The organism is Xanthomonas sp. NCPPB 3442, from assembly GCF_056725145.1.
The window spans coordinates 488,172-514,331 of sequence record NZ_CM161514.1; the positions used below are offsets into that span (position 1 = coordinate 488,172).

Here is a 26,160-nt window from a genome sequence, read left to right on the forward strand (position 1 = left end):
CGTGTGGGTTGCTGTAGCGATGCAGTCAGTCCTGCATCGCCCAAGCGGCATCACCAGAACTTGTAGCGCAGGCCCAGCATGTAGCGCGGGCCGGTCTGGGTGGCATAGATGATCTCGTTCTTCTGCCGGCCGTGCTGGCGCTGTATTTCGTTGGTGAGGTTGATCGCCTCCAGGCTCAGCGACAGGTTCTCGGTCCACTGGTAGCCAATGCTCAGATCCAGCTGGCCATAGGCTTCGGTGTAGACCGGGTTGGGCAGGCCACTGCCGTCAAAACGCGCGGCCAGGAACTCGTCGCGCCAGTTGTAGGCCGCACGGACTTGCCATTGTCCCTTGTCGTAGAAACCGACCAGGTTGGCCGAATCGCTCAAGCCTTCCAGCGCGAACTGCTCGCCGATCACGTAGTTGTTGTAGGTCAACCCGGAGTCGACCTTGGTGTAGTTGGCCGACACGCCGAAGCCGCTCTGGCCGAACATGTGCTGCACGTTGAATTCCCAACCATCCAGCGAGGCCGAGCGCTGGTTGGCCGGCGCGGTGATGGAGAAGTTGGCGACCGGGTCGCCTGGCTGACCGCTGATCGTACCGGTGGCATTGCCATTGGTGTCGTCGGTTCCGCGGACCACGCCCGGCTGGCCGGCGAAGTTGCGGAAGATGTAGTTGCGGATGCAGGTCAGGTCGGCAGTGGCGCAGCCATTGGCCAGCGCCTGGTTCCAGTAAGCGCCGCCCACCGGGGTGTGCAGGCCGAGCGAGGTGTCGTTGCGGGTGGTGACGCCGACATAGTTGTCGATGTTCTTGCGGAAGAACCCCACCGAGGCGTAGCTCGCTTCGCCGTAATACCACTCCAGCGACAGGTCGATGTTGTGCGACAGCAATGGCTTCAGGCCCGGATTGCCTTCCTGGCCCGAGCCGCCTTCGATGCGGCCGATCTGGTTGAGCGTCTGCCCGCCCTGGATGTCGCCCCAGCCGGGCCGGCCGATGGTTTCGCCGTAGCTGCCGCGCAGCACCAGGTCTTCGCGCAGCTTGAAGCTCAGGTCCAGGCTGGGCAGCCAGTATTCGTACTTGCCGCTGCCGCCGGAAAACGCCGAGTCGGCCAGCCGGATCGGCAGCTCGTTGTTGGCGACCCAGTCGATGCCCACGGCCACCGGCACCAGCGCGCGCGCTTCCACTTTGGTTTCTTCGTAACGCACACCGGCCGCCAGGCTGATCGGCACGCGCAGATCGTCCCAGCTATTGCCCCACTGCAGGTAGGCGTTCTTGGATTTTTCGGTCACGCGGCGGTCGGTGGTGAACACCGGCGAGATGCGGTACAGCGACTCGTCGCCAGCGGCTTGCGCAGCGGCCTGGCGCGCGCGCTCGAAATCGAACAGGAACAGCTGGTTGAACTGCGCCGGATTGCCGCTGCCGTCGATCGCATCGAAGTACTGCGCGAACGAGCTGGGAATCCACAGGTCGTCCGGGTAATCGGCCGCAGTGCCGTTGCCGCCCCAGGTGTCGCGCTGCACGTTGGAAAACGCCGAGCGGTTCTTGACCTCGGTGCTGCCGACGCCGAACTTCAACTGCGAATAGTTTTCGAAGGTGAAATCGCCGTTGACCTGCGCCTGATCGATTTCCGACTTCATGTAGCTGTTGCGGAACGCCGAGCCGGTGACCAGCGTGCGCGACGGGTCCAGGCCGTTCAGCCCGAAGCCCAGCTGCTGCTGCAGCACCGGGAAATCCTTGCTGAAATCCACCACCGAGGTGCCGCGGTAGAAGCCGGACACGCCCAGCGAGTTGCTCGACCCGTACGGGCTGTCCGCGCCGGCTTCGGCGGTGGAGCGGTGGATGTCGAAGTTGAGCTTGAACTGATCGTTCACCGCCCAATCCACGTTGAAACCCAGCGACTTGTTCTGGTTACGCGTGGCCGCATTGGACCCGGCGGTGGCCAGATCGCTGGTGGGCGGATTGACGATTTCCGAATAGGTGATCGGACCGGCGACCGGTCCTTTGGTCCAGGAGCTGGCGGACGGCCCGTAGTTGAACCACACCGACATCTCGTTGCGCTGCTGCTGGATCTTGTTTTCCGAGTAGGTGTAATCCAGCGTGGTGGTGATGTTGTCCAGCGGCTTGTACTGCAGCACCAGCTGGCCGTTGGTGCGCTGGCGTTCGACGCCGACCACGCGGTAGTTGAGGTTCTGCGGCACCGAATAGATATCGTTCGGACCGGGGCGGTTGACGATGTTTTCCGAACCCGGTGCGCCCGGCTGCGGAATGGTGCCGTAGGCGGTGGAATCGCCGCGGAATGCGCGCCAGCCATTGGGGACGCCGACCTGGCTGTAGCCGAAGTCGCGTTCCTGGTAGCTGCCGCTCAGCGACACGCCGAAGCGTCCGTCGGCCGAGGTGTTGCTGAAGATGCCGGAGATTTCCGGCGTCAGCGAATCGCCCTGCAAGCGGCCGGGCAGGTTCTCGTTGGACGAGTCGTGCACACCCTTGAGGCCCACGTTGGCATGCATGCCGGGATTATCCAGCGGCCGGGCAGTCTTGATGTTGATGGTCGCGCCGATACCGCCGGTGGGCGTGCTGGCACGGCTGGTCTTGAACACCTCGATACCGGAGATCGACTCGGACGCCAGGTTGGCGAAGTCGAACGCACGCGAGTTGGAGGCATTGGATTCTTCGATGCTGGCGCCCGGCATCTGGCGGCCGTTCAACAGCACCAGGTTGAAGTCCGGGCCGACGCCGCGCACGGTGACGCGCGAGCCTTCGCCCAGCGAGCGGTCGATCGACACACCGCTGATGCGCTGCAACGACTCGGCCAGGTTGGTATCGGGGAATTTGCCGATGTCCTCGGCCACGATGCCGTCGACGATGCCTTGCGCATCGCGTTTGACGTTCATCGACGAGGTAAGGCTGCCGCGAATACCGCTGACCTGGACGGTATCGAGGGTGGCGGGGTCGGCCTGACTGGAACCCGGGACAGTGGATGCCGATTGCGGCGCCGGCGCGGTCTGCGCGGCCAGCGGAGTCGACAAGGCGAACAGCAGGGCAGACGTCAAGCGCCGCGTGCGCGGCAGGGTGCGAGTCTCTCTCACGGTGATTGCTTCCCCAAACAGAAGATAAGGCCGGCCCCACGGGGGCAGGCAAAGGTCGACGGAACAATCGAGCATTTGTTAGTGCAGCCTTAACAAAGTCAATTTGCACTGCAGCATCGGCCGCGACCCTGTCGCGTCACACATCGTTCCACCGAGCCAGGTGTGTCATGCCGCCATAGGCAAACGCTTGGCCTTACCATCGCGCTTGGATGGCAACCTCTCTCAAGATGCGATGGCACTGAGGTAGCGGGCACACGCCTTGGATGCGCACCTGGCAAGCGGATTCGTCAGGTGCGAGTGCGTTGCCGGCCCGACGCCTGCACGCCAGGCAGCCGCCCTTGAGTCAGGCCTGCCGCAACGACCACCTTTGACTGGAGCGCACGATGATCGATCTGTACTACTGGCCCACGCCCAACGGGCACAAAGTCACGCTGTTTCTGGAAGAGGCGGGGCTGCAGTACACCCTCAAGCCGGTCAACATCGGCAAGGGCGAGCAATTCGAACCGGCATTCCTGCAGATTTCGCCCAACAACAAGATGCCGGCCATTGTCGACCATGCACCGGCCGATGGCGGCGGTGCGCAGAGCGTGTTCGAGTCCGGCGCGATCCTGCTGTATCTGGCCGAGAAGACCGGCCGCTTCCTGCCGCGCGATGCCCGCGGCCGGATCGCTGCACTGGAATGGCTGTTCTGGCAGATGGGCGGGCTGGGCCCGATGAGCGGCCAGATGGGTCACTTCAACGTCTACGCACCGGAAAAGATTGCTTACGCGATCGAGCGCTACAACGCCGAGGTGCGTCGCCTGCATGGCGTGCTCGACAAGCGCCTAGCCGACCACGCCTTCCTGGCGGGCAACGACTACGGCATCGCCGACATGGCCAGCTATCCGTGGATCGAAGTGTATGGCGACCTCAAGCCGGACTATTCGGCCTTCCCGCATCTGAAACGCTGGCACGACGCCATCGCCGCCCGCCCCGCCACCCAGCGCGCCTACGCGCTCAAGGAGCAGGTCAATCCCAATGCGGGCCAGCCGCTCAGCGATGAAGAGCGCAAGCACCTGTTCGGCAAGCGTTGAAGCAACGTCTTGGGCGCGGATGCGTAACAGTACACGCGCATCAAACGCGCGCGGCACATCAACGGGGCGGCATGCGCCCCTCTCCCACGGGAGAGGGGTTGGGATGAGGGTACGGCATCGCCGGAGACTGACAGCGACCCCAATTGCGCTCCCTCGCCATACGTAGCGGCGCGTTAGTCCCCATCGTCCACAGACATCTTGCGATGCATGCGCATCCCCGGCCCCATCAATCCCAACGCGCGCACGCCTGAGCGGCCAACGCCAGGATCGCCGCGCTTCTCAAATCCACAACGCCGCCGCATCCTGTGCGCAGTCGTCAGACAGGATCATCGATGCGCGCCCTGTTCGTAGCCCTTGCCCTCATGCTCAGCACCGTTCCCATGGCCCATGCCGAAAAACTCACCCTGGAGGCCATCACCGGCCCATTGCCGCTTGCCGGTCCCACGTTGATGAAGCCCAAGGTAGCACCGGATGGCTCGCGCGTGACCTTCCTGCGCGGCAAGGACAATGATCGCAATCAGCTGGATCTGTGGGAATACGACATCGCCAGCGGCCAGACGCGCCTGCTGGTCGATTCCAAGGTCGTGCTGCCCGGCACCGAGGTCTTGAGCGATGTCGAAAAAGCCCGCCGTGAACGCCAGCGCATCGCCGCGTTCACCGGCATCGTCGATTACCAATGGGCACCGGATGCGCACGCGCTGCTGTTCCCGCTCGGTGGCGAGTTGTATCTGTACGACCTGCGCAAGACCGGCGCGGCCGCGGTACGCAAGCTCACCCACGGCGAAGGCTTCGCCACCGACGCCAAGCTCTCGCCCAAGGGCGGCTTCGTCAGCTTCGTGCGCGAGCGCAACGTGTGGGCCATCGAGTTGGCCAACGGCAACGCGCTGCAGCTCACCCACGATGGTAGCGAGACCATCGGCAATGGCGTGGCCGAATTCGTCGCCGACGAAGAAATGGATCGTCACACCGGCTATTGGTGGGCGCCGGACGACTCGGCGATCGCCTTTGCGCGCATCGACGAATCGCAAGTGCCGGTGCAAAAGCGCCCGGAAGTGTATGCCGACCATACCGAAGTGATCAGCCAGCGCTATCCGCAGGCCGGCCAGCCGAATGTAGCGGTGCAGCTAGGTGTGATCGCGCCGCGCGCCAAGGCCACCCCGCGCTGGATCGACCTGGGCAAGAACCCGGACATCTATCTGGCGCGCGTGGATTGGCGCGATGCACAGCGGCTGACCTTCCAGCGGCAGTCGCGCGACCAGAAAACCCTTGAGCTGATCGAAACCACGCTGGCCAGCGGCGTGCAGCGCACGCTCATCACCGAAACCTCGCCCACCTGGGTGCCGCTCAGCAACGACCTGCGGTTTCTCAAGGACGGCCGCTTTCTCTGGAACTCCGAACGCAGCGGCTACGAGCATTTGTATCTTGCATCCGAAGACGGCCGCACGTTGACGCCACTGACTTCCGGCAACTGGGTGGTCGATGCCCTGCTCGCCGTCGACGAACAGGCCGGCAACGTGTATTTCGCCGCCAGCAAGGACGGGCCCACACAAACGCATATTTACGCCGTGCCACTGGCCGGTGGCGCGATCGAAAAGCGCTCCAACACCAACGGCACGCATGCGGCCAGTTTCGCAAGCAACGCCAGCGTGTACGTCGATACCTGGTCCAACACCACCACGCCACCGCAGATCGAGTTGTTCCGCGCCAGTGGCGAAAAGATCGCCACGCTGCTGAAGAACGACCTGAGCGATCCGCAGCATCCGTACGCCACCTACCGCGATGCGCAGCGCCCGATCGCATTCGGCACGCTCACCGCTGCCGATGGCAAGACACCGCTGCATTACCGGCTGACCAAGCCCGACAAGTTCGACCCGGCCAAGCGCTACCCGGTCATCGTTTACGTGTACGGCGGCCCGGCGGCGCAGACCGTGCTCGATGCCTGGCCCAGCCGCGGTGATGCCTTGTTCGACCAATACCTGGCCCAGCGCGGGTACGTGGTGTTTTCGCTGGACAACCGTGGCACGCCGCGGCGCGGGCGCGCGTTCGGTGGCGCGCTGTACGGCAGGCAGGGCACGGTGGAAGTGGACGACCAGTTGCAAGGCGTGGCCTGGCTCAAGCAACAGCCCTGGGTGGATGCCAAGCGCATCGGCGTGCAGGGCTGGTCCAACGGCGGCTACATGACCTTGATGCTGCTGGCCAAGCACAGCGACGCCTATGCCTGCGGCGTGGCCGGCGCACCGGTCACCGATTGGGGCCTGTACGACACCCATTACACCGAGCGCTATATGGATCTGCCGGCTCGCAACGCCGCAGGCTACCGCGAGGCACGCATCGCCACGCATCTGGATGGCCTGCGCGCCAAGCTGCTGCTGATCCACGGCATGGCCGACGACAATGTGCTGTTCACCAATTCCACCGCGCTGATGAGCGCGCTGCAGCAACGCGGCACCCCATTCGAATTGATGACGTATCCCGGTGCGAAGCATGGGTTGTCGGGTGCCACGGCGCTGCATCGTTACAAGACTGCCGAAGCGTTCTTGCAGCGCTGCCTGATGCCGGTGCACGACTGAGCGTGCCCAGCAGGCGCAAGCAACAGTAGCCAGCTGGGTGAGGGCGGCGCACAGCAACCGAAGCGTACCTGTAGCGCGCCGCTTCTGAGCATCTCCTGCGCCCGCCGGCGGCTGTGCAGTCGTTGTCCACTGCTGTGCATCGCTCACAATGGGCGGTACCGATCATCCGCGTTTTCAGCGTTTGCACAAGGAGTGCCGTGTCCCGGCCACCACCGCTTCCTCAAGCAGCACCGCAACGCCCGCGTGCTGCCGACCTTTGGAGAACCGGCACTGGAAGTGGGCCGTGCCTGGCATCGGTATTGCGCTGTCTGTACTCCTGGCGTTGCTGATCGGTGGTGTGCTCTACGTGATCACTGCAGCGCTGAAATCCAGCGACGTGTATCGCGACGCTGCAGATCGCAAAGACCGACGCGCAGGTCGTGCAACGGCTGGGCATGCCAATCAACGAAGACGTCTCGATCAACGGCAGCATTCGTTATTCCGGTCCTACCGGCGAAGCGCATTTCAGCGTCGGGCTGCACGGCCCGCACGGCAAGGGCCGTGTGCAGGTGGATGCCATGCGCAGGCAGAGCCGCTGGACCTACCGGACATTGACCTTCGCCGGCGTCGATGGCGCCCGGATCGATGTGTTACCTGTTGCCGCCTCGCCGCCGCCGCCCCGCCGGCCATGACCTAAGGCAGATTGCCGCGGCCGCTGCAGATGGGTAGGGTCGCGCTACTCAATTCGCGGATCTGCCTCATGAAGCCACTCGTTCTCGCCGTTGCGCTGGCGCTCGGTTACTCGTTACCGTTGCAGGCACAGACCGGCAAGACTGCGCCCACACAACCCGCCAGCCCGGCCTGGGTGCAGACCAGCAACGGCTATGCGCAGATCCTGCTCAATGCGCAGGCGCCGTTCCAGCCCGAATACGCCAGCTTCTTCGGTGTGCCCGGCTACGACGATCAGGTCGTCGACCTCGGCCCGGACAACGCCGCGCGCTATCGCGATGCCATGCGCAAGGCGCGCGCCACGCTGCAAACGAAGTTGACCACCGAGCGCGATGCCAACGTGCGCCAGGACCTGCAGATCATGATCGGCGCGGCCGAGCAGAACATCGAAGGCAGCGAGCTCAACGAACGGTATCTGTTGCCCTGGAGCGATGCTCCCGAGGCGGTTTTCAGTGGTCTCAACGGTCTGCTCTCCGACCAGACCGTGCCCGAGCGCCGCGCCAAGGCGCTGGATCGCCTCAAGCGTTACGTCGGCCTGGTACCGGGAAGCACGCCCACCACCACGCTGGCGCGCCAGCGCTACGAGGAAAAGCTGAGCAACAAGGCCCTGCTGCAGCCCACCCAGCGCGAAGTGGAGCAGGCGCTGGCCAATGTGGACACCTACGTCGCCGGTATTGGCGAGCTGTTCGCCAAGTACAAGATCGCCGGCGCCGACGAGGCGCTCAAGGCCATGTCCACGCAACTGAAGGACTACGCCGCGTGGACCCGCGCCACCGTGCTACCCAAGGCGCGCAAGGACACCCGCCTGCCCGAGCCGCTTTACGCTTTCCAGCTCAAGCAGGTCGGGATCGATATCGCGCCGCAGCAGCTGATCCAGCGCGCGCAACTGGAGTTCATGGAGACCCGTTCGGCCATGCGCCAACTGGCGCCGCTGGTGGCCAAGGCCAAGGGCGTGCAGGGCGGCGATTATGTGCAGGTGATCCGCGCCCTCAAGGGCAACAAGATCGCCGACGACCAGTTGGAAACCCACTACCGCGGCGTGATCGATCAGATCGACCCGATCATCCGCCAGCAGCGCATCGTCGATGTGCCTAACCGCCCGATGCAGATGCGCCTGGGCAGCGCCGCCGAAAGCGCCGCGCAACCGGCCCCGCACTTCCTGCCGGCCCCGTTGATCGGCAATACCGGCCAGCAGGGCCAGTTCGTGTTGCCGCTGGGCAACCCGACCGCCGATGGCGCCAAGAAAGAGCAATACGACGACTTCAACTTCGGCTCGGCCGCCTGGACGCTCAGCGCTCACGAAGGCCGCCCTGGCCACGAACTGCAGTTCACCGCCATGGTCGAACGCGGCGTCTCGCTGGCGCGCAGCATGTTCGCCTTCAACTCGGTCAACGTCGAGGGCTGGGCGCTGTATGCCGAAGCGGAAATGGTGCCGTACGAACCGCTCGACGGCCAGCTCATCGCCCTGCAGTTCCGCCTGTTGCGCGCCGCCCGCGCCATGCTCGACCCGATGCTCAACCTGGGCCTGATCGACCGCGAACGCGCGCGCCAGGTACTGGAAGACGACGTCGGCCTGTCGCCGGCCATGACCCGCCAGGAACTGGACCGCTACACCGTCCGCGCGCCCGGCCAGGCCGGCAGCTACTTCTACGGCTACACCCGCATCCTCGAACTGCGCATGCGCACCGAACTGGCCCTGGGCAAGAAGTTCGATCGCCTGGCCTTCAACAACTTCCTGCTCGACCAGGGACTGCTGCCACCGGACCAGCTGGCCAAGGCGGTGGAGACGCAGTTCATTCCAGCGCACCAGAAGTAATGACGGTACTCGCTGTTCCAGATGCCACTCCTGGCAGACAACAACCTGGCCAGATCGCGCGCTGAAACGCGCGATCTGGTTCCGGCCGTGTTGGTAATGTCTTAGCCAACTCTCGTGTGCAACTCACCAGCCATCGGCACACTGGAGAAGCTATGGCTGACATCGTCGTTGTCGATCAGTCGCGCCATCGCCCTACATCACACGCGTCGGCGTCGGTGCAGCCATCTCCGACTGCGCCCGCTGCGCATCCAGCGCACGCAACTGCTGCTGGCTCTCTTGCAACGGCGGTGCCTCTGCCGCCAGATCCACTTTGGTGCGGAAACCCGGCGTATTGCCGACGATCCAGGCGTTGCTATCTTGCACGGTTACGCTGCGCAGCTGGTCGACGTTGACGATGCCGGCGCGTTTGGCTTCCACAGTCGCATGCATGGCCACTGCATCGGAGGTGCCTTCGGGTAACTTGCTGTGGATGGAGCGGTACAACGGATCAGTGGACATGGCCGCCGCAGCTGGATCCACGCAGCGCTCTGGGGTATTGCCCAACGGCAGCTTCCAACCAGGGGCTACATAGACCGGCGTGTCTTCGCGCTCCATGCGCTGTTGCGTTTCCGTCCAGCGCTTGGCTGCCATCTCGGCTGCGCCGGCACCAGGAGCCAGCGTGCCACGTAGGTGGTTGATGGCATCGGGGAGGTTCATCGATTGGGCGCTGCGCGATGCCAGGGTCAGGCCGCCACGCATCAGCGCCACATCATCGCGGTACTTGTCGATCATCGGCGCGTATTGCTGCGCCAGCTGCTGCGACCTGGGATCTCCCAGCACCGAGCGATCTGGTTTGCCATTGCCGTCAACGGGCAGAAAGTTATGCATGCGATGCGAATCGCCCAATTCGACGGCGACAAGCGGGTTGCGGTCATCCAGCACACTGCGGTCGTTGGCATACCCGGCCTTCTGCAATGTGGCGACTTCTTGTGGCGTTGCGTAGATCCTGACCTGGCCATAATGCTTGCTGGCAGCACTGACCGCATCGCCAGCCATTACGTGATTGATGACATCGTGACCGCCTTCGGGAATGCGCCGGTCCAGGCTAACCGCGCCATAGGCGTTGAAGGTTTCCCCTTTGAGACCGAAATGGTGCGCGGTGACCTGGGCCAAGTCGCCGCCAAGCGAGTGGCCGGTGACGGTGACGGCGGGTACTTCGCCATCCTTGCCGATTTTTTGCGCGTAGACCAACGCCCGCTTGGTCAACTCAATTGCTTCAGCGGCCTGGCGATTGTGACGTGCTGCGACCATGCCGCCATCGGTGTAGACACCATCCTGCTTGAGCTCACGCTCAGTCTCGGTGCCACGGTGGGCGACGATAATCTCGTTGGTGTCGATCCGCTGATAGACCATGCCTTGATAGCCTGAAGGGCTGTCTACATACTCAAGGCGCTTGTAGGTAATGCCGCCAATATTTACGGGTCGACTAACCGGGCCTGTCTCTCGCGGCTCCTGATAAACATCGTCAGAGAGAGCGGCATATTGCTGGCTCGTAAGGCTCATGGGGTCACCTTTTCAGTAGTCAGGGTGACTTTAAAGATGTCATTACGGGCATTGTCATTGAATTGATCGATTCTTGATCTGCCGCTGTCAGGGAAGTTGTCTACATCTTCCTTCGGGTAGCGTCCTTTCCAAAAGTAAGTGACCTTCGGAGCTTTGCTGTAAATCTCGTTCTTAAATAGGGCCGGCTGAAAGCGTGTGTCTTCATGCTTTTCGGTCGCTTTCAGGGAGATTCCAACCCCGTCTAATTCAAAAGAACACGTCCCCTTGCCATAATAGTCCGCATCTACCATGCCATCGGCATAGATCGTGCCAACATACGTGGATGCATTTATCCTCTCAAAGTGGATGGGGATGCCGTCTTCATCAGACTTGTTCCACACGCCGGCAATGGGCTCGATCGGCGTGCATTGTTTGTGGTTGGTCATCTGGTAGAACGCCGTGCCCGAGATCCATCCAAACGGACCCGGCGCATCCTCAATTGTCATCGTGATCCGGTACGCTTGCGTCGGATGCGGGTTCTTCTGGTAAGTCGGATCTTTGGTTGCGTCGGCGTTTGAGGATGGGGTAGTCATGGGTTTGCATCCTGCAAGAAGAACGGGCATGAGGAGGGAGGCGAAACGAGCGATAATCTTGGGGTTCATTGGGAATGCTTTCACTGCCTGTGCGCATTGTGCAATAGGGGGTATGCAGTTTTGGCCCGGATTGGGTGGTTCGCTGATCCCGACATCGCATTAGTGCGGCACGCGAACCCGCAGGACCAGCATAGGTTCAAAGGATACCTCGAACAACCCTGCCGCTTCCTATGCATCGCATGTGCCGAACCCACCGATAACATGGACATCGAGAACAATGTGCCGATCACATAGAGCGGCCATTTCTTGAACGGGCCCTTGGTCGCATCAAACATCAGCATCAGGATGAAGATGGAGCTGACGCCGACCATGAATGCCATCGTGAACTTGAACAACAGAATCGCGACTGTCGCAATCGCGGGGCTGGCTGTGCCATATCCGGCAAGCAGCGTGGCATTGCTATTCTTTTGGAGCGCCTCCGGATGATGATGGTAACTAAGAAGCCGATGTGGCCTGTTGCATAGGCCAGATTTTAGGAAACTTGAGATAGTAATGCTTGATCAAGATGACATGAATTTTGGATGATTGCACGGATTCCAATTCCGTCTTGACCCTTGGATATCTAACATCAAAATTTTTGGAAAATTGGCTCCGAGCAGGCTGTATAAATGACTCTGCACTCGATCTTATTCTTCGATAGGCATCTGCTAGACGCTTCGCTATTATTCTTCTCTAGTGATGGACTTGTTACGAACTGTAAACTTCCAGATGCTGATCTTCCATTGCTATAAGGCTCTGCAACAGCTATACATTGGTTTCGGTATGTTGCCCATTCTTTGCACTTAGTGCCGCCTGCTTTGGCGCAATTTGCAAGTGCAGTCTGCTGGGCATCATTTTTAGACAATTTTCCAGCTGACACGCCAAGCGCGCCCACGTCAGACTCGTCTAAAGCTACGGCACCCCAAGTCTTTATCCATTTTCCGATGGGACTAGGTTGTGTTTGTTGTGTTTGACTTTGTGGGATGGGAGCACATGCTGCAGCTCCTTGTCCTCCTATAGGATATTGCCCGGGCGGACAGCCCTGCTCAGCAGTTGCTGAATAACTGAAGAAAAATAAAAGTATTGTGGCGAAAACATAATTTTTCATTGTAAATTCGAAGATTATTAAGTAGGGTTTTCGCTTTGGGTGTTCTATATAATTTGGGTGACTTTTAAGTATGGCAAAGTGGATAAACGAGTCGGATCCGGCTTAATTAAATATTAAAGTTATCTGTTCTTCCGGCATTTCCTCTAGAGCCCGGTGCCGGTAGCGAATCTGAGGTGCCTACAATAGGTCTGTTTGCAGAATGAGTATTTGTGATGGACTCTCTCTGCCCATTATTAGATCCGTTATCATTAGAAATCTGACGCGGCATATAAGACCCTGGCGGCTGCCCCTGAGGGCCAGGAGCAGCGCTACTGGCGTTAGAGGCACCAGCGGTACCAAATGCCGAGTACGCCATAAACGTTCCCATGCTTCCTTGCCATAGCGCTGCCGCAACGGTAGGCATGGTGATGATGAGGGTGGTCAGCAGCAAGCCGATGCCGCCCTGCTGCAAGGCTTGCGAGCTCAGGCCTTCGGTATTGTTACCCATCAGCCCGGTGATGCCTTTGGCAACCCAGAGCGCGATGGCGACTTTGGTGGCGAGCTTGAGCACGATGGCCGAGACCACCGAAAGCATGGACATCGAGAACAAGGTGCCGATCACATAGAACAGCCACTTCTTGAACAGATCCTTGGTGGCATCAAACATCAGCGCCAGGATGAAGATCGGGCCGACGCCGACCAGGAATGCCATCGTGAACTTGAACAACAGCAGCATGGCGCCTGCCGCCATCGCGGGACTTGCCGTGCCGAATCCGGCAAGCAGCATGGCATTGCTCTTCTTTTGAAGCGCCTCCGGATCATCGGAGTCGATGTTCACTACATCCGTTAGCTCCCCCGTCAAGCAGGCACTTCAAAAGTAGAGCTTTCGGCGTACTTGTTGCGGTACTCGACCGGGGTCATTCCGCCGAGCGAATCATGGGATCTTGCTTCGTTGTAGTCGATCATCCACCAGTGGGCGGCTTCGCGCACATCGTCGAGGCAGGCGAAGAGATTCAGGTCGAGCACTTCCTCGCGGAACGTGCGATTGAAGCGCTCGATGAAGGCATTCTGATTTGGCTTTCCCGGCTGGATGTACTGTAGTGCGACGCCATTGGTCTTGAGCCAGCTGGTGAACGCTTCGCCCAGGAACTCGGGGCCGTTGTCCGAGCGCACCACCTGCGGCAAGCCATGATCGCGTTTGATCTGCTCGAACACACGCACAAGCCGTTGCGAGTTGATCGAGGTGTCAACCTCGATGTGCAGCGCCTCGCGATTGAAGTCATCCACCACGTTGAAGGTGCGAAAGCGTCGTCCGCATGCCAGCGCATCGCTCATGAAGTCGACCGACCAGACCGTGTCTGGCAGCCTCGGCACGTAGAGCGGCACCCGCTCACGCTTGGGAAGGCGACGCTTTGCAGCGCGGCGTAGGTTGAGCTTCATGGCCTTGTAAACGCGATAGATGCGTTTGGGATTCCAACCTGGTTGCTGCTTGCGAAGGTAGTCGCTGCACTTCCAGAAGCCACGACTGGGGTGCGCTTCAACGTAACGCGCGATCTCGGCAATCAGCTCGGCATCGCGCACCGTCCAGTCCAGAGGCGGTGCATACCAAGCGGCACGCGACAGCCCGACGCATGCACAGGACCGGCGCAACGGCCGCGCGTGGACCTCGATAAGGAACCGCACCGCCTCGCGTTTACGCGCCGGCCCTAGAGTTTTTTTGCGATCAGGTCCTTCATTGCCGCGTTGTCGAGCGCCAACTCGGCATACATCCGTTTGAGCTTGGCGTTCTCGGACTCGAGCTCCTTGACCCGCCGCAGCTCGGACGCCTCCAAGCCGCCGTACTTGCTCTTCCACTGGTAATAGGTCGCCGTGCTGATGCCGACTTGGCGACAGATGTCTTTGACTGGAACGCCTGCGTCGGCCTGCTTGAGCGTGGCGATGATCTGTGTCTCGGTGAACTTCGATGTGCGCATGGAACCTCCTGACTTGGGAACGATGCCAGAAAGATCTACTTATGCGGTGTCTGCGGATCGGGGGAGCTTACGCATCCACGGCGGCCATCGCCAGCTGCGTATAGCCCAGATTTTCGTCGATTGCATCGGCTGCTGACGTACCGCTTTCGCCTGTGAACAGTTCGTGGATCTCCTTGTCCAGGTTCTGCGTCATCGTCTTGTGCAGCATCGCGCCATTGCTTCCCACCGCCGTGGCGATACTCAGGATAAAGACGATCTTTGCGGCTTTACCCATCGTCTCCATCGCAGAATTGCGCGACTGTCCGGTGGCTAGTCGATAGCCAACGATCATCACCCACAGCGTGACCAAAATCATGGCGATCACGCTCACCCACGTCATGGCAGGGCCCATAGCGCCAGGTCAAAGTCCTGGAGCGTATTGCTGACATCGTCGTTGTCGATCAGTCGCGCCATCGCCCTACATCACACGCGTCGGCGTCGGTGCAGCCATCTCCGACTGCGCCCGCTGCGCATCCAGCGCACGCAACTGCTGCTGGCTCTCTTGCAACGGCGGTGCCTCTGCCGCCAGATCCACTTTGGTGCGGAAACCCGGCGTATTGCCGACGATCCAGGCGTTGCTATCTTGCACGGTTACGCTGCGCAGCTGGTCGACGTTGACGATGCCGGCGCGTTTGGCTTCCACAGTCGCATGCATGGCCACTGCATCGGAGGTGCCTTCGGGTAACTTGCTGTGGATGGAGCGGTACAACGGATCAGTGGACATGGCCGCCGCAGCTGGATCCACGCAGCGCTCTGGGGTATTGCCCAACGGCAGCTTCCAACCAGGGGCTACATAGACCGGCGTGTCTTCGCGCTCCATGCGCTGTTGCGTTTCCGTCCAGCGCTTGGCTGCCATCTCGGCTGCGCCGGCACCAGGAGCCAGCGTGCCACGTAGGTGGTTGATGGCATCGGGGAGGTTCATCGATTGGGCGCTGCGCGATGCCAGGGTCAGGCCGCCACGCATCAGCGCCACATCATCGCGGTACTTGTCGATCATCGGCGCGTATTGCTGCGCCAGCTGTTGCGACCTGGGATTTCCCAGCACCGAGCGATCTGGTTTGCCATTGCCGTCAACGGGCAGAAAGTTATGCATGCGATGCGAGTCGCCCAACTCGACGGCGACCAGCGGGTTGCGGTCATCCAGCACACTGCGGTCGTTGGCATACCCGGCCTTCTGCAATGTGGCGATTTCTAGCGGCGTGGCATAGATCCTGACTTGGCCATAATGCTTGCTGGCAGCACTGACCGCATCGCCAGCCATCACGTGATTGATGACATCGTGACCGCCTTCGGGAATGCGCCGGTCCAGGCTGACCGCGCCATAGGCGTTGAAGGTTTCGCCTTTGAGGCCGAAGTGGTGCGCGGTCACCTGGGCCAAGTCGCCGCCAAGCGAGTGGCCGGTAACGGTGACTTGAGGGGCTGGTTGGCCGGTCTTGAGATGTTTTTGCTCTGCATACATCAAGGCATGATGCGTTAAATCTATCGCATCAGCGATCTGGTTGTTGTGACGTGTTGCAACCATACCGCCGTCGGTATAAACGCCATCTTCTCTTAGCTGCCGATCGGTCTCTGTGCCGCGATGGGCTACGATAATCTGCCCTGTGTCTATTCTCTCATAGATAACGCCCTGATAACCTGATGGGCGATCCATGTATTCAAGGCGCCTAACTAGAAAGTCGCCGAGATCTACTGGTTTACTGTTGGGGCCCGTCTCGTTAGGCTTTTTATACGCATCGCTTGCAAGCAGTGCGTACTGCTGATGTGTCAAGCTCATTTAGGCACCTTTTCAGATTTTAGCGTTATCTGAAATAAGTTGCTTCTGTTGGGTTCTGAGTATTTGTCCGCACTATATTCGCCGGTGTCGGGGTAGTTATCCATCTTACTTCGTGGATAACCGCCTTTCCAAAAGTAGAACTTCACCGGTCTTACGTCGTGTATCTGCGACTTGAAGAGTAAGGGCTGGAACCGTGTTTCCTCTTCCTTGCCGGTCGCTCGAAGTGAGATGCCGATCCCGTTTAGCTCAAACTCGCATATCCCTTTTCCGTAATAATCTGCATCAACCATGCCATCGGCATAGATTGTCGCCATATAAGTGGATGCATCGCGCTTCTCGAAGTGGATGGGAATCCCATCTTCGTCAGACTTGTTCCACACGCCGGCAATGGGCTCGATCGGCGTGCATTGCGTGTGGTTGGTCATCTGGTAGAACGCCGTACCCGAGATCCACTCGAACGGCCCCGGCGCATCCTCGATGGTCATGGTGATGCGATATGCCTGTGTCGGATGCGGGTTCTTCCGGTAAGTCGGATCGCTGGTCGTCGCTTCGGCTTTTGAGGATGGGGTAGTCATGGGCTTGCATCCTGCAAGGAGAAAGGGCATGAGGAGGAAAGCGAAACGACCGATAATCTTGGTGTTCATTGGAGATGCCTTCGCTGCCTGTGCGCATCGAGCAATAGAGAGAACGCTGTGTTGGCCTGGGTATGCTCGATCATGCATTAGCTACGTGCTTGATCACCACACCTTCCGGGTCCTGGATGCCTCGCTCGTGGACAAAGCGAGCGAGGCCTGCCGCTTGCTCAGCGCCACGACTAAAGCCAATCGGAGCGACACTGCTCGTTGCCTCAGGGTCATCTCAAATCCACTCGCTGGCTGCTTTGCGCGAATTTTCCGAGCAGTTGCCAAGGCCCATTCGGGTTATTTCAGCAGCCTGCTAATGTATTTGGATAGATTTTACGCTGCTAAAATTAATTCAGTCTTCAAAGTTCCTGAAAAATCGGTTCTGAGCATGCGGAGTAAATAACTTTGCATTGCATCGTAGGATTTCTCCTTTCGCAACTTTCTAAAGCTTCTTTAATTGCGTTTTCTTTGCCTGGCTGCCGTGCGAACTGAACATATCCATCCGGATTTGGTCGCCCATTACTTTGAGGTTCACCAATTGCTGTGCACTGATTGCGATAAGTTGCAACAACATGGCAGTTATCTGCGCCTAGCTTTGTACACCTTGCGATAGCTTCTTTTTTTGCAGAAGCTTCACTAGGTAATCCCGTTGGCACGCCGTAATTCGGAACCCCATCAATAGTTCCTAGCGCAATAGCGCCCCAGGTTTTAATCCATTTTCCGGTAGGGCGTGGAGAGTTATTTTTATAGTATCGACGCCCCCCCGATTTTGAGTAGCACCTCAGTTTGGAGTCCAATTCCCTAACTCGAGGAGATTGGACGTGAAGAAGCGTTTTTCTGAAGAACAGATCATCGGCTTCCTGCGCGAAGCTGATGCCGGTGTGGCGATCAAGGACCTGTGCCGGCGGCATGGCTTCAGCGAGGCTTCCTATTATCTGTGGCGCAGCAAGTTCGGCGGGATGAGCGTGCCCGATGCCAAGCGGCTCAAGGACCTTGAGTCCGAGAACGCGCGGCTGAAGAAGTTGCTGGCCGAGCAGCTGTTCGAGAACGACCTGATCAAGGATGCACTGCGAAAAAAGTGGTGAGCGCACCGGCGCGTCGCATGCTGGTGCGCGAGTGGATCGGGCGTGGTGCCAGCGAGCGTCGTGCGTTGGCAGTGATCGGCATGAGCGCCAGTGCGCTGCGATATTGCCCGAGCGAAGATCGCAACGTCGAACTGCGCGAACGCATCTGTGCGTTGGCGCATCGCCATCGCCGTTATGGTGTGGGGATGATCTATCTCAAATTACGACAGGAAGGACGCATCGTGAACTACAAGCGTGTGGAGCGGTTGTACCGCGAGCAGCAGCTGCAGGTCCGGCGCCGCAAGCGCAAAAAGGTGCTGATAGGAGAGCGTCAGCCGCTGCTGCGGCCATCGCAGGCCAATCAGGTGTGGTCGATGGATTTCGTGTTCGACCGCAGCGCCGAAGGCCGAGTGATCAAGTGTCTGGTGATCGTGGACGATGCAACCCACGAAGCGATCGCCATCGAGGTGGAGCGCGCAATCTCGGGCCATGGCGTGACACGCGTGCTGGATCGGCTGGCGCACAGTCGCGGCTTGCCACAGGTGATCCGCACAGATAACGGCAAGGAGTTTTGCGGCAAAGCGATGGTGGCCTGGGCACATGCGCGTGGCGTGCAGTTACGGCTGATCCAGCCTGGCAAGCCAAACCAGAACGCCTACGTCGAATCGTTCAATGGCCGGCTGCGCGACGAATGCCTCAACGAGCACTGGTTCCCAACCCTGCTGCATGCGCGTACCGAGATCGAACGCTGGCGACGCGAATACAACGAGGAGCGACCCAAGAAGGCCATTGGCGGCATGACGCCATCTGCGTATGCCCAACAGCTGGCCAACACCGATATCATCAACTCCGGACTCTAAACCCGGCCGCTACTCAGAGCGGGGGGACGTCGGTATCCCTGGGGTATCGGTCCGCATGATGCAGGTCCGCCACCTGCTTGTGCAGGAATTTGTCCGGTAGGACATCCCTCTTCGGCGACTGCTATATCCATAAAAGCTAATAAGAATAATGCCAAGATTGTCTTTTGCATCACGACTCTCCTAAGCCTACGCTATTCGATTTCCGTCGTTTGCCAATCCCCGCGTGCCAGACATTTGGGCGGGCTGGTTATCCGACGGAGAACCTGAGGTCCGGCTAGCATTAATATTTGCAGGCCTTGCTTCTGGTGTGGATCGCGCATCATCATCGCGCCGAGCAGGTGTATATGAACCTGCCGGTTGCCCCTGCGGTCCGGGTGATGAAGCCCCGCCGCCGCTAAATGCTGAGAAGTGCATGAAGCTGCCCATGCTTCCTTGCCATAGAGGGGCGGCGACGGTTGGCATGGTGATGATCACCACCGTGAGCAGCATCCCAATGCCGCCTTGCTGCATGGCTTGCGAACTCAGGCCTTCTACATCATTCCCCATTAGACCGTTGATGCCTTTGGCGACCCAAAGCGCGACGGCGACCTTGGTGGCGAGCTTGAGCACGATGGCCGAGACCACCGAAAGCATGGACATCGAGAACAAGGTGCCGATCACATAGAACAGCCACTTCTTGAACAGATCCTTGGTGGCATCAAACATCAGCGCCAGGATGAAGATCGGGCCGACGCCGACCAGGAATGCAATCGTGAACTTGAACAACAGCAGCATGGCGCCTGCCGCCATCGCGGGACTTGCCGTGCCGAATCCGGCAAGCAGCATGGCATTGCTCTTCTTTTGAAGCGCCTCCGGATCATCGGAGTCGATGTTCACTACATCCACGGCGGCCATCGCCAGCTGCGTATAGCCCAGATTTTCGTCGATTGCATCGGCTGCTGACGTACCGCTTTCGCCTGTGAACAGTTCGTGGATCTCCTTGTCCAGGTTCTGCGTCATCGTCTTGTGCAGCATCGCGCCATTGCTTCCCACTGCGGTGGCGATACTCAGGATAAAGACGATCTTTGCGGCTTTACCCATCGTCTCCATCGCAGAATTGCGCGATTGTCCGGTCGCTAGCCAATAGCCAACGATCATCACCCTAGACTCTCAAAATTTCTGAAAAACTTGCTCGGAACAAGCTGTGTGAATAACCTTGCACTCAGCCCCAGGGTTTTCCTTCATGCATCTACGTAGTGCCTCGGCGCTCGCCTCTGCCTCCGTAGGTTGTCCTGAGAATTGAATAATTCCATTAGGCTTTGGCAAACCATCGATTTGAGGCTCGCCAATAGCCATACACTGATTTCTAAAAGTGGTTCCTATTCGGCAGCCTTGAGCGCCTGATCGGTTGCAGCGTGCCATTGCTTCTCTCTTTGCTTCAGCTTCTGAAGCAAGTCCGACTGGAACACCGTATCGAGGTGCAGCATCTAGTACACCCACTGCGACTGCGCCCCAAGTCTTTAGCCACTTTCCAGCAGGACGAGGCTGCGCGACTGTGGGTCGGTCTTGCGGAATAGGTGCACATGAAATCGCTCCCTGTCCTCCTATTGGATACTGGCCAGCTGGGCAGCCTTGTTCTGCAAACGCCGGACAAGAAAGGGCTATTCCCAGAAGTATCATTGTAGCTTTAAGCATTAGTAATTCTCTTCAAAGGAAAGCTAGACAATTCGATTGGTGTCATGAGTCGGCGCGATCCCGCGCGAACCAGCGGCTGCTGGGCTAGATGTAGCAGTAGTGCCACCGGACACTCGCCCGGCATTTAGGTTCGGCATGTTCATTTGCTCATGCGTTGCACCATCGCTCGGTTTTTGTGACGGATATAAGACCCAGGCGGCTGCCCCTGCGGCCCAGGAGAAGCACTACTCGCACCAGCGGTACCAAATGCCGAGTACGCCATAAACGTTCCCATGCTTCCTTGCCAGAGCGCTGCCGCAACGGTAGGCATGGTGATGATGAGGGTGGTCAGCAGCAAGCCGATGCCGCCCTGCTGCAAGGCTTGCGAGCTCAGGCCTTCGGTATTGTTACCCATCAGCCCGGTGATGCCTTTGGCGACCCAGAGCGCGATGGCGACCTTGGTGGCGAGCTTGAGCACGATGGTCGATACATTCTTTTGTAGCAAATTTAGCGGAGTTAAAAAATAATTAGGCTCACGGGCTCGGCTTAAAAATCGCTATGCAGAGTATTGAAATTAATTAACTGTTACACGGTTGATGGAGACCATTTTTAAAATTGCTTAAAAACGGGTTCTGTGCAATTTTTGTAACCTATACTGCATTCCGCATTTGGATTATTCTTCGTGCAAGTAGCTAAAGCATCAGTACTAGCTTCGTTGAGCGTCGCCCTTCCGACCAAACGAGCAATTCCCGAGGGTCTACCATCGATTTTTGGAGTGGCTACGGCGGCACACTGATTTCTATAGGTTAGTAAAACTGCGCAATTATTTTCACCATGTGATGAGCACTGCGCCAGTGCTTCTTGTTCCGCCTCGGCTTTCGAAAATTTACCTGTCGAAACGCCGTAGGTTACTATTGAGTCAATAGTGCCACTTGCAATGGCGCCCCAGGTTTTAATCCACTTTCCGATAGGCCTGGCTTTCTGTTGTGTCTGATCTTGAGGGAGCGGGGCGCAGGCAATAGCGCCCTGACCTCCGATAGGGTATTGGCCGGGTGGACATCCACCTTCAGCATGCGCTATGTCTAAAATGCATGCATAAATAAGTAAAATAAGCAGGCTAATTTTCATAAGCTCGTCACTAGACCTCAAATAATTTGGTCATTTCCTTTGGGTGCAAGACCTCTTGAGCCGGGAGATTGGGTTGCAGGCTGCTGTGCCCCAAGAAATCTCTCGCCAGATGCTGCTACAGGGTTACTCGCATTTGCTCTCGTGTTATCGCCACTAATCTGCTGCGGCATATACGACCCAGGCGGCTGACCCTGAGGCCCAGGGGACGCACTACTCGCACCAGCGGTACCAAATGCCGAGTACGCCATAAAGGTGCCCATGCTTCCTTGCCAGAGCGCTGCCGCAACGGTAGGCATGGTGATGATGAGGGTGGTCAGCAGCAAGCCGATGCCGCCCTGCTGCAAGGCTTGCGAGCTCAGGCCTTCGGTATTGTTACCCATCAGCCCGGTGATGCCTTTGGCGACCCAGAGCGCGATGGCGACCTTGGTGGCGAGCTTGAGCACGATGGCCGAGACCACCGAAAGCATGGACATCGAGAACAAGGTGCCGATCACATAGAACAGCCACTTCTTGAACAGATCCTTGGTGGCATCAAACATCAGGGCCAGGATGAAGATCGGGCCGACGCCGACCAGGAATGCCATCGTGAACTTGAACAACAGCAGCATGGCGCCTGCCGCCATCGCGGGACTTGCTGTGCCGAATCCGGCAAGCAGCATGGCATTGCTCTTCTTTTGAAGCGCCTCCGGATCATCGGAGTCGATGTTCACTACATCCACGGCGGCCATCGCCAGCTGCGTATAGCCCAGATTTTCGTCGATTGCATCGGCTGCTGACGTACCGCTTTCGCCTGTGAACAGTTCGTGGATCTCCTTGTCCAGGTTCTGCGTCATCGTCTTGTGCAGCATCGCGCCATTGCTTCCCACTGCGGTGGCGATACTCAAGATAAAGACGATCTTTGCGGCTTTACCCATCGTCTCCATCGCAGAATTGCGCGACTGTCCGGTGGCTAGTCGATAGCCAACGATCATCACCCACAGCGTGACCAAAATCATGGCGATCACACTCACCCACGTCATGGCACGGCCGATGAGCTCCATGCCGAACGTGTCGATCTCCTTATTGAGGTAATCATTGATCAGCTTGAAAAAGACATAGTCGCCGATGCCTACATCGGCCATCGGCGTAAGCCAACTCAATGCACCCTGAAAAACGCTGTCCATATCCGCCCCGATTTGATCCTAATAAAACTGCCTGCCGTGCATGGCAAATGTATAAGTGCACTCAATCGACTGATAGTGCCGCCTTCAACGCAGCGGCCTGTACCAGCTGGGTGACCAATGGAATGCCGCCGCCCTTATTGCCATCCAGGGCGCGCTTTGTGAGCTTGCGCTGGTCACTTTTCAGGGATGCCTCGTAATAGTCGTAGGCCTTCAATTTTGCCTGCCAGTAATCGAGATCCATCGAGTTCTGCGCCATGAAGCGTGAGACCTCGTTGTCGTTTGCGGCAAGCGCGCCCTGGCTGGTTCCCACGCTGTTACGCTGCGACTGAATCTTTTGCTCGAAATCCTTGTTACGCTGAATCAGTCGTTTGAGCATGCGGACAGACTCGTTGTAGCGAGCGTTTTCAGTCATCACCATCAACTGACAGATCTTGGTCTGCTCAGTCACCAGGTTGCCATCCATATTGGGCAATATGCTTTTGATGCTTGTCATGATGCTTCCCAAGCCACCACCTGAGCCTGGGCATGCTTCCGCCACCCCGTAGTTGGGATCACGTTCGTTGAAATTGTCTTCTAGATTTGTAGTGCCCAAGTTGAGGCTCTGCAGCTTGATCAGCTGTTGCTGATAGTGCGCATATTCTTTCTGGTACTGGGACAACGTTTCCTTCCAACGTTCAAATTCCTTTCCGTATTCAGCAATAATGCTTTCCAACGTCATCGGGTCGTGGGTAATCACCTGTGCGCTTGCATGCCCGGCAAACAGCCCTACCGCGAGGAGCAGGCCTGCTGCAAGGCGTGAAAACGGCGCACGAGAACGACGGACATGGTCAGTCATAGCAAGTCTCACTGAATTGGCTTGATACGGGAAAAAAGACACAGGGATGCGCCGGTGGGTCCTGTCGGCGGCTTGCCTGGGAGCGGGCGTCGTGCTGCCGATGCAGCCATAGACGCCCGCGCTGGCGCTGCTGTCAGCGCTGAAATTGTTCGTTCGAGTGCCTGCCACGGCCATCTTCCTTGTGTGCGGTTAAACGCAGGTCTGCCGTAAGGTGCCACAGAGCAGGCCGCATTTCCATATTTTTAATGCGTCGTTGTTTGATGAATGTCTTCAGATTCTCGGCCGGCGCCTTATCGGGAGAGGCTGTCCTGACCGCTCTTCCTTCCAATGCATCGCATGCGAGGACTCTTCGGTGGGTTGCTGCCCTGAAGCGACGCTCAAGGTTCTTTCGTAGGCGTGTCCCTGGCCCCCGCCGGCACCCAGATCGCCACTCCGGCCGCGCGCTTCTGGGTGGTGGGGATGCCGATCCCCAAGCCGCCGCCGACGCGGCCGCCGTAGCTGCCACCGCCCACCGACAGGCCGCCGCCGGAGCGTTCGGAGCCTAGGCCGACGATGACCACGCCGTTGGCGCCGAGCTTGGCGGCTTCGCGCTTGAGGCGTTGCACGGCAGCGTCGGTCTGGCCCTGGGTGCCGAAGCCGGCGGCGCTGGTCGATTCGAGCTGGGCGATTTCCACCGAGCCGACCGGGGCGTTGGAATACACCTGCACCTGCGCCGGGTCGATCGGCGCGCGCGCCTGGCCCAGCATCACCTTGGAGCTGCTGGCGCAACCGGCCAGCAAGGCGGCGGTCGCCGCGGCGATGGCGACGTTCCTGATCAGCGATTGCTTGTGCATGGTGGACCCCCCTTGGGTGATGAAAGCTGGGTAATGAAATCCGCGTAGTGGCAGCGATGATCCGGCGCCTGGACTGAATCGCGCCGCACTTTGGCGCACCCTAGCCATGCCGGTGTGAGGCTGCCGCCAAACCGCCATTGGTCATGATGACCACCCGCCCACGGCGTGAGGACGGCCGCGCCGGTAAGCTCGTGCTTTCTTCAAGACGAGGTGGCACGTGGGACTGATCAGCCTGTTGTGGGGCATCGTGGCGCTGCTCTGGATGGTGTTGGCCTTCATTCCGCTGCTGGGTTGGGGCAACTGGTTCCTGATTCCGTTCGCGGCGGTGGGCGCGTTGATCGCCGCCATCGCGCTGTTGTTCACCTCGGCAGGCAACCGTGGCCGTGCCAAGACCGGCTTGGTTCTCAACGGCCTGGTGATCGTGGTCGGGGTGATGCGCCTGACCCTGGGCGGCGGGATTATCTAACGGGCTCTCGACAAGGCGGCGATGCGCACCTGCGTGTGCATGTGTCGGGTGCGCGCGTGTCCGGCAGGGTCTGCATCGCCAGACGTCGGCGCCTTGCTCGACCTGTGGCTGAGAGAAAGCGAGCAAGAACCCGCGTGCCGTTGCAGCGCTGCGACACTGCGTCGCAGCGCGTTCTGCGCATCATGGCGGGCGTAAACTGATGCGCTGTCTACAGGAGCCTTGTCATGGCCCACCCGCACTATCGCCCCCGCCGCATGCGCCACGATGGGTTTTCGCGTCGGTTGATGCGCGAGAACACGCTGACCACCGATGACCTGATCTGGCCGGTGTTCGTACACGAACTGCCTGGCCGCGCGCCGATCGCGTCGATGCCCGGCGTGGAACGCCTGTCGCTGGACGAGCTGCTGCGCGAGGCGGAAAACGCGCTGGAACTGGGCATCCCGGTGATCGACCTGTTCCCGGTGATCGACCCGGCCGGCAAGAGCCTGGACGCGGCCGAAGCCTGGAACCCGGACGGCCTGGCGCAGCGCGCGGTGCGGGCGTTGAAGTCGCGCTTCCCGGAGCTGGGCGTCATGACCGACGTGGCGCTGGACCCGTACACCACCCACGGCCAGGACGGCATCATCGACGCGAAGGGTTATGTGCTCAACGAGATCACGGTCGAGGCCTTGGTCAAGCAATCGTTGTCGCATGCGCAGGCGGGCGTGGACATCATTTCGCCTTCGGACATGATGGATGGCCGCATCGGTGCGATCCGCCGCGCGCTCGATGCCGACGATCATCTCAACGTGCGGATCATGGCGTATTCGGCCAAGTACGCCTCGGCGTTCTACGGTCCCTTCCGCGATGCGGTAGGCAGCGCCGGCAATCTGGGCAAGGCCGACAAGACCACCTACCAGATGGACCCGGCCAACGGCGATGAAGCCTTGCGCGAGATCGCCCTGGATCTGGAAGAAGGCGCGGACATGGTGATGGTCAAGCCGGGCATGCCGTATCTGGATGTGGTGCGCCGGGTGAAGGATCAATTCCGCGTGCCGACCTTTGCGTACCAGGTCAGCGGCGAGTACGCGATGCTCAAGGCGGCGTCAGCCAATGGCTGGCTGGACGAGCGCAAGTGCGTGCTCGAAGCATTGATGGCCTTCAAGCGTGCCGGCGCCGATGGCGTGTTGACCTATTTCGCCCCGCAAGTGGCGCGTTGGTTGCGCGAAACGCGCTGAGCGCGAGCACGGTGCGACGGCGCTGCCACTCAGTTACGCAAGAGTGAGGGCCGCTCGCGT

The 26,160-nt window shown here is 59.5% G+C and carries 22 protein-coding genes and 3 pseudogenes; 7 read left to right on the forward strand and 18 right to left on the reverse strand.

What is annotated here, in order from left to right:
- Positions 1-50: 50 nt before the first annotated feature.
- On the reverse strand, positions 51-3,065 hold the full coding sequence (locus AC1POX_RS02085; RefSeq protein WP_122273179.1) for a TonB-dependent receptor: 3,015 nt from the start codon (positions 3,063-3,065) through the stop codon (positions 51-53).
- A 383-nt stretch (positions 3,066-3,448) separates the two neighbouring features.
- Between AC1POX_RS02085 and AC1POX_RS02090 the strand changes: the two genes are divergently transcribed.
- The 4 genes from AC1POX_RS02090 (at position 3,449) to AC1POX_RS02105 (ending at position 9,232) form a co-directional block, all read left to right on the forward strand.
- Complete coding sequence (locus AC1POX_RS02090; RefSeq protein ID WP_008576488.1) at positions 3,449-4,138, forward strand: glutathione binding-like protein; 690 nt, start codon at positions 3,449-3,451, stop codon at positions 4,136-4,138.
- 332 nt (positions 4,139-4,470) lie between these two features.
- Positions 4,471-6,708 carry a S9 family peptidase gene (locus AC1POX_RS02095; protein ID WP_372356690.1) on the forward strand — a complete coding sequence of 746 codons (2,238 nt, stop codon included), beginning with the start codon at positions 4,471-4,473 and terminating at the stop codon, positions 6,706-6,708.
- A gap of 434 nt (positions 6,709-7,142) precedes the next feature.
- Entirely contained in the window at positions 7,143-7,379 is a 237-nt protein-coding gene (locus AC1POX_RS02100) for a cytochrome c oxidase assembly factor Coa1 family protein (RefSeq protein ID WP_372356691.1), read from the forward strand.
- A gap of 68 nt (positions 7,380-7,447) precedes the next feature.
- A complete protein-coding gene (locus AC1POX_RS02105) occupies positions 7,448-9,232 on the forward strand; it encodes a DUF885 domain-containing protein (RefSeq protein ID WP_338339879.1) in 1,785 nt (594 codons plus the stop codon).
- 192 nt (positions 9,233-9,424) lie between these two features.
- On the opposite strand, the gene AC1POX_RS02110 is transcribed toward AC1POX_RS02105, so the two are convergent.
- The 10 genes and pseudogenes from AC1POX_RS02110 to AC1POX_RS02155 form a co-directional block, all read right to left on the reverse strand.
- The gene (locus AC1POX_RS02110) at positions 9,425-10,774 is read right to left on the reverse strand and encodes a Tle-like phospholipase domain-containing protein (protein ID WP_372356692.1); all 1,350 of its coding nucleotides are present in this window, start codon (positions 10,772-10,774) and stop codon (positions 9,425-9,427) included.
- The gene (locus AC1POX_RS02115; RefSeq protein ID WP_338339881.1) at positions 10,771-11,415 is read right to left on the reverse strand and encodes a hypothetical protein; all 645 of its coding nucleotides are present in this window, start codon (positions 11,413-11,415) and stop codon (positions 10,771-10,773) included. The genes AC1POX_RS02110 and AC1POX_RS02115 overlap by 4 nt, the downstream gene beginning before the upstream one ends.
- A gap of 173 nt (positions 11,416-11,588) precedes the next feature.
- Positions 11,589-11,828: pseudogene (locus tag AC1POX_RS02120) on the reverse strand (type IV secretion system protein); the annotation flags it as partial.
- Between the two features lie 146 nt (positions 11,829-11,974).
- Complete coding sequence (locus tag AC1POX_RS02125) at positions 11,975-12,493, reverse strand: DUF4189 domain-containing protein (RefSeq protein ID WP_372356693.1); 519 nt, start codon at positions 12,491-12,493, stop codon at positions 11,975-11,977.
- Positions 12,494-12,599: 106 nt separating this feature from the next.
- Positions 12,600-13,316 (reverse strand): annotated as a pseudogene (locus tag AC1POX_RS02130) (type IV secretion system protein); the annotation flags it as partial.
- 14 nt (positions 13,317-13,330) lie between these two features.
- A protein-coding gene (locus AC1POX_RS02135) for an IS3 family transposase (RefSeq protein WP_409350108.1) occupies positions 13,331-14,445 on the reverse strand; the annotation gives its coding sequence in 2 pieces (ribosomal slippage) (positions 13,331-14,188 and positions 14,191-14,445; 1,113 coding nt in all).
- 70 nt (positions 14,446-14,515) lie between these two features.
- Positions 14,516-14,898 (reverse strand): annotated as a pseudogene (locus AC1POX_RS02140) (type IV secretion system protein); the annotation flags it as partial.
- A gap of 4 nt (positions 14,899-14,902) precedes the next feature.
- Positions 14,903-16,258: a Tle-like phospholipase domain-containing protein gene (locus AC1POX_RS02145; protein ID WP_372356694.1), complete on the reverse strand. Its 1,356-nt coding sequence runs from the start codon at positions 16,256-16,258 to the stop codon at positions 14,903-14,905.
- Positions 16,255-16,902: a hypothetical protein gene (locus tag AC1POX_RS02150; protein ID WP_277574329.1), complete on the reverse strand. Its 648-nt coding sequence runs from the start codon at positions 16,900-16,902 to the stop codon at positions 16,255-16,257. Before AC1POX_RS02150 ends, AC1POX_RS02145 begins: the two co-directional genes overlap by 4 nt.
- 338 nt (positions 16,903-17,240) lie before the next feature.
- Positions 17,241-17,678 (reverse strand): DUF4189 domain-containing protein, encoded by a 438-nt coding sequence (locus AC1POX_RS02155; protein WP_372356695.1) that lies wholly within the window; start codon positions 17,676-17,678, stop codon positions 17,241-17,243.
- Between the two features lie 24 nt (positions 17,679-17,702).
- Here AC1POX_RS02155 and AC1POX_RS02160 point away from each other — a divergent pair.
- Positions 17,703-18,805 (forward strand): IS3 family transposase gene (locus tag AC1POX_RS02160; protein ID WP_372356259.1). Its coding sequence is split into 2 segments (ribosomal slippage): positions 17,703-17,961 and positions 17,961-18,805, totalling 1,104 coding nucleotides; the frame shifts between segments, so codons are not numbered across the junction.
- Positions 18,806-18,991: 186 nt separating this feature from the next.
- Here the strand turns inward: AC1POX_RS02160 and AC1POX_RS02165 are convergent.
- The 7 genes from AC1POX_RS02165 to AC1POX_RS02195 all read right to left on the reverse strand — a co-directional run bounded on the left by AC1POX_RS02165 (position 18,992) and on the right by AC1POX_RS02195 (position 24,417).
- Positions 18,992-19,942, reverse strand: coding sequence for a TrbL/VirB6 family protein (locus AC1POX_RS02165; protein WP_372356696.1), 951 nt, complete (start codon positions 19,940-19,942; stop codon positions 18,992-18,994).
- 12 nt (positions 19,943-19,954) lie between these two features.
- Entirely contained in the window at positions 19,955-20,479 is a 525-nt protein-coding gene (locus tag AC1POX_RS02170; protein WP_372356697.1) for a DUF4189 domain-containing protein, read from the reverse strand.
- A 139-nt stretch (positions 20,480-20,618) separates the two neighbouring features.
- Complete coding sequence (locus tag AC1POX_RS02175) at positions 20,619-20,936, reverse strand: hypothetical protein (RefSeq protein ID WP_372356698.1); 318 nt, start codon at positions 20,934-20,936, stop codon at positions 20,619-20,621.
- A 131-nt stretch (positions 20,937-21,067) separates the two neighbouring features.
- Complete coding sequence (locus AC1POX_RS02180) at positions 21,068-21,586, reverse strand: DUF4189 domain-containing protein (protein ID WP_372356699.1); 519 nt, start codon at positions 21,584-21,586, stop codon at positions 21,068-21,070.
- A gap of 17 nt (positions 21,587-21,603) precedes the next feature.
- On the reverse strand, positions 21,604-22,749 hold the full coding sequence (locus AC1POX_RS02185) for a TrbL/VirB6 family protein (RefSeq protein WP_089111453.1): 1,146 nt from the start codon (positions 22,747-22,749) through the stop codon (positions 21,604-21,606).
- Positions 22,750-22,810: 61 nt separating this feature from the next.
- Positions 22,811-23,752, reverse strand: coding sequence for a hypothetical protein (locus AC1POX_RS02190; protein WP_372356700.1), 942 nt, complete (start codon positions 23,750-23,752; stop codon positions 22,811-22,813).
- A 209-nt stretch (positions 23,753-23,961) separates the two neighbouring features.
- Positions 23,962-24,417 carry a hypothetical protein gene (locus AC1POX_RS02195; RefSeq protein ID WP_372356701.1) on the reverse strand — a complete coding sequence of 152 codons (456 nt, stop codon included), beginning with the start codon at positions 24,415-24,417 and terminating at the stop codon, positions 23,962-23,964.
- Positions 24,418-24,640: 223 nt separating this feature from the next.
- Here AC1POX_RS02195 and AC1POX_RS02200 point away from each other — a divergent pair, with 223 nt between their 5' ends.
- Both AC1POX_RS02200 and hemB read left to right on the forward strand, forming a co-directional pair.
- Positions 24,641-24,883 carry a hypothetical protein gene (locus AC1POX_RS02200; RefSeq protein ID WP_017156266.1) on the forward strand — a complete coding sequence of 81 codons (243 nt, stop codon included), beginning with the start codon at positions 24,641-24,643 and terminating at the stop codon, positions 24,881-24,883.
- Between the two features lie 224 nt (positions 24,884-25,107).
- A complete protein-coding gene (gene hemB, locus AC1POX_RS02205) occupies positions 25,108-26,100 on the forward strand; it encodes a porphobilinogen synthase (protein WP_031424711.1) in 993 nt (330 codons plus the stop codon).
- Positions 26,101-26,160: the final 60 nt, after the last annotated feature.